Raw genomic sequence first — 4321 nt, forward strand, 5'->3', positions numbered from 1 at the left:
TTCGCCTTCGCCGGTGCCGCCAGTGCCTTCAGCGCCGCCTTCGCCTCCGCCGGCTTCGCCAGCCCGCGGAAGTCGTCGCCGATGATCAGGTCGACCACCGCGCCCTTGCGCTCCACGGCCTTCGGCTCCGCCTTCGCCAGCTGCGTGCCCAGCACTTTCAGCTCGCCGTTCACCGTCGCCGGGGCGCCGAGCAGCATGCCGGGGCCGCGTACCTTCTTGTCGTACTGCGCGGGTGCGTTGGCCACCTTGCCGATCTTGAAGCCGCGCTTCTTCAGCTCGTCGGCGGTCTTCTGCGCGAGGCCGGTCCTGGCGGTGGCGTTCAGCACGTTGACCTCGACCCGTGCGGGCGCGGGCAGACTCGACGGCTTCTTGCCCTCGCCGGACTTCGCGCCCGTGTCGCCCGCGCCGTCCGCTCCGCAGTCCTGGGGGGTACGGGCCTGCACCGCCTGCTCGTCCTCGCCGCCGCCCGTGAACGCGTCGACGAGCTGCAGCGTGCCCCAGCCGACGACCGCGACCGCGAGCACGGCACCGAGCAGGGCCGTGACCTTCCGGCGCCGGCGGGTTCGCCGCATACGCGGATACTTGGTGCCCTTGATGCGGTACGGCCCGCCCATCTCGGGGGGCGTCAGCATGCTCATGGCGGCAGCGTAGTAGCCGGAGGGGGCCGTGCCTACTAAATGATCTACGGGATGGGCGCGGGTCCCCCCGAAAGGGGCAACGGACTGGTCAGTCCAGCTCAAGCACGCGCGCGTGCAGCACCTGGCGCTGCTGGAGCGCCGCCCGCACCGCGCGGTGCAGGCCGTCCTCCAGATAGAGGTCGCCCCGCCACTTCACGACGTGGGCGAAGAGGTCGCCGTAGAAGGTCGAGTCCTCGGCGAGCAGGGTCTCCAGGTCCAGTTGCTGCTTCGTCGTCACCAACTGGTCGAGGCGTACCGGGCGTGGCGCGACGTCAGCCCACTGGCGGGTGGACTCCCGGCCGTGGTGGGGGTACGGCCTCCCGTTTCCGATGCGCTTGAAGATCACACGGAAAGCCTACCGGGGATGCGCCTCCGGGCGCAGCAGTGATGCACAGGAGCACCAAGTCAGCGGCAAGTGCGAGGCAAGGCGGAGACAAGGGGAGAGCGGCAGAGGCAGGGTGCGGCAGCAAGGCGGCAGCAGGGGGAGGACCGGGGCGGAGGCGGCGGGCGGCGCGCGGAGAGCCCGGGCCGTCCGCGGCCCGGGCTCCCTGGCGCCTGTGCTACGCCGTCACGCGCTCACCGCTCCGCGTGGTCGTCGTGCGCACCCCCGCCGCTGCCCTCGTCGCCCTCGGTGGGCACGAACGACACCGGCTCGCGCAGCGAGCTGACGTCGTGCGCGTACGTCCCGACCGCGTTGGCGATGACGTCGATGTTCGCGTCGAACGCCGGCATGCTGATGTTGTCCAGGTCGTCGCACGCCGTGTGGTAGCACGGGTCGTACGCCATCCCCGCCGTGCCGCCGAACTTCACGGCCTGCGCCTCGGTCTTCGTCCCCTCGGCGCCCGTGAACGTACCGCCGGACGGGATGCCGACCTCGATGAACGGGCCGTAGTCGGACCGGCCGGTGAAGTCGGTGCCCTCGTGCGGCATGCCCTTCCTGTCCATGAAGTCGGTGATCTGCCGCTCCAGCTGCGCCGAGCCCTCCGGGCCGGCGCCCTCGCCGACGCCGTCGGAGTCGTCGCCGTCGTAGACGAAGAGGCCGTAGTTCGGCGAGGCGACCATGTCGAAGTTGAGGTACAGCTCGATGTCCCGCAGCTGGCGCGGGGTCAGCCGGCCCACGTAGTCCGTGGAGCCGACGAGGCTCAGCTCCTCCGCCGACCAGAACGCGAAGCGCACCTGGTTGCGCGGCTTCTTCTCCGCCTTCGCCAGCTCCTTCGCGACCTCCAGCAGCGCCGCCGAGCCGGAGGCGTTGTCGTTGATGCCGGAGCCCTCGGGGACGGAGTCGAGGTGCGCGCCGAGCATGACGGTGCGGTCCTCGGCGCCGCGCTTGGTCTCGGCGATGACGTTCCGCGTCGTGCGCGGCTCGACGATCATCTGGATGTCGACGCTGACGGTGACCTCGCCCTGCGCCAGCAGCGCGGTCAGCGCCTCGCCCTCGGCCTTGGTGATGCCGCCGGTGGGCACCTTGACGGCGTCGGCGTCGCCGAGGGTGCCGTTGAGGGCGCCCTCGGTGTTGTTGTAGATCACGGCGGCGACGGCACCGGCGTCCGCGGCGTTGCCCTGCTTGACGGCGAAGTCGCAGCCGCCGCGCTGGACGAGTGCGACCTTGCCGGTGTAGTCGCCGCCCGCGAAGTCGCCGGGCTCGCAGCCCGAGGTGCCGTCCGCGTCGACGGGCGCGGCGGCCAGCGGCGCTTCGAGGCCGCCCTCGGGGGTCGCCTTCGAGAAGGTCATCGCGTATATCTCGATGTCCCGCGCCTCGGGCGAGACGACGGCGAACTCATCCTTCAGCGTCTCCGAGTAGGTGAAGTCGAAGGTGTCGTACGCGACGTCGTAGCCGGCCTTCTTGAGCTGGTCGTAGACGTACGCGGCGGACGCCTCGTAGCCCGGCGAACCGGCCGCGCGGTGGCCGCCGTTGCGGTCGGCGAGCCGCTGGAACGCCTTGAGGTGCTTGTACGCGTCCGAGGCGCTGGACTTGCGCACCAGTTCACGGGCCAGCTGCGCGCCGTCCTTCGCCGGGGCGGCGGCGCCGGCGGGCGCGGAGCCGGCCAGGAGCAGGGGGACGGCGAGGGCGGCCGCGCCCAGCGCAGCCGTGAGTCTTCGAGGGAACACAGGAGTCCTTCCGACGTCTTAGGTGGGCGAACCTGTCCGGCGTGTGGGGTCTCCTGTCCGCAAGGCGGACGGGGTGCGAGCAACCTAGCGACTCGAACGGCGTTGCGGAATGGTCCGGTGGCCAACCCGTCCCGGTTCGGGGCCTCTTCTCCGCCTAGGGGGCCGTCCCCGTTGCCGCTCGGTGCTGTCCGGAGCCACAGGGCTAGGGTCTGTGCCCTAGGACTTCGGGTTCGCCTGCGCCGTCTTCGCGGCCTTCGCCGCCGCCTTCGCCTCCTGCTTGAACGCCCGTACCTCCGCCAGCGTGTCCGGCCCGGTGATGTCCGCGACCGACCGCCGGCTGCCCTCCTCGCCGTACGCGCCCGCCGCCTCGCGCCAGCCGCCGGGCGTGACGCCGTACTGCTTGCCCAGCAGCGCGACGAAGATCTGCGCCTTCTGCTTGCCGTACCCGGGCAGCGCCTGCAGCCGCCGCAGCAGCTCCCTGCCGTCGTCCACGCCGCGCCAGAGCGCCTCGGCGTCGCCGTCGTACTCGTGCACGAGGTACGCGCAGAGCTGCTGGATGCGCTTGGCCATCGAGCCGGGGTAGCGGTGCACGGCCGGCTTCTCGGAGAGCAGCGCGGCGAACGCCTCGGGGTCCTGCGCGGCGATGGCGTGGGCGTCGAGGTCGTCGCCGCCCATGCGGCGGGCGATCGTGTACGGGCCGGAGAACGCCCACTCCATGGGCACCTGCTGGTCGAGGAGCATGCCGACCAGGGCGGCCAGCGGGCTGCGGCCGAGCAGTGCGTCGGCCTCCGGCTGCTGTGCGAGACGGACGGTGACGTTCATAGGAGCATCATGGCAGCCCGGCGTCGCGGGCCCGCCGGGCAACACGCGGGCCCCCGGCACGCGCCGTTGCGCGCCGGGGGCGGACGGGGGGCCTGCTCAGGCGCCGGCCGGGAGGTGTTTCGCGCGGTGGCGGATCCGGATCGCGGTGGCGATCTCGATGACGCCGACCGCCAGCAGCCAGGCGCCGGCGAGGTAGGTGAGGATCGCGATCGACGTCAGCGGCGAGACGATCAGCACGACGCCGGCGAGCGCCGAGATCACGCCGAGGCCGATCTGCCAGCCGCGCGCGGGCATCGCCTCGTCGGAGCTCGCGGCGACCGCCTGGGTGATGCCGCGGAAGAGCCAGCCGATGCCGATCCACAGGGCGAGCAGCAGGATGGACTGCAGGGCGCTGCGGAAGCACAGCAGGCCCAGCAGGATGCACAGGGCGCCGCTGATGAACGCCATTACGCGCAGCGCGGTGGAGGCGTGCGTACCGAACGCGGCGACGAGCTGCATCACGCCGATGACCAGGAGGTACAGGCCGAAGAGGATGCCGACGACGCGGAGTGTCTCGCCGGGCCAGGCCAGCGTGAGGGCGCCGAGGACGAGGGCGGCGACGCCCGCGAGCAGCACGGCCTGCCAGGCGCCTCTGGCGAGGAGGGCGAGGGGGCCTGGGAGTGCCGCTCGGCCGCGAGGGCTGCTTCGGCCATGCGGAAGTGCGTCATGCCGTC

The 4321-nt window shown here is 72.1% G+C and carries 5 protein-coding genes; all 5 read right to left on the reverse strand.

The features are described 5' to 3' along the window. The coding region (locus H5J30_RS19355) for a LytR C-terminal domain-containing protein (RefSeq protein ID WP_181788676.1) at positions 1-632 on the reverse strand (632 nt) is incomplete at its 3' end. A gap of 94 nt (positions 633-726) precedes the next feature. After that, a complete protein-coding gene (locus H5J30_RS19360; RefSeq protein ID WP_018836497.1) occupies positions 727-1023 on the reverse strand; it encodes a type II toxin-antitoxin system VapB family antitoxin in 297 nt (98 codons plus the stop codon). A gap of 230 nt (positions 1024-1253) precedes the next feature. Beyond that, positions 1254-2786 (reverse strand): M28 family metallopeptidase, encoded by a 1533-nt coding sequence (locus tag H5J30_RS19365; protein ID WP_181788673.1) that lies wholly within the window; start codon positions 2784-2786, stop codon positions 1254-1256. Positions 2787-3002: 216 nt separating this feature from the next. Continuing rightward, positions 3003-3608, reverse strand: coding sequence for an HhH-GPD-type base excision DNA repair protein (locus tag H5J30_RS19370; protein WP_181788674.1), 606 nt, complete (start codon positions 3606-3608; stop codon positions 3003-3005). Positions 3609-3704: 96 nt separating this feature from the next. Continuing rightward, the coding region (locus H5J30_RS19375; protein WP_181788675.1) for an HdeD family acid-resistance protein at positions 3705-4321 on the reverse strand (617 nt) is incomplete at its 5' end.

It is taken from the genome of Streptomyces phytophilus (assembly GCF_013870535.1).
GTDB lineage: Bacteria > Actinomycetota > Actinomycetes > Streptomycetales > Streptomycetaceae > Streptomyces > Streptomyces phytophilus.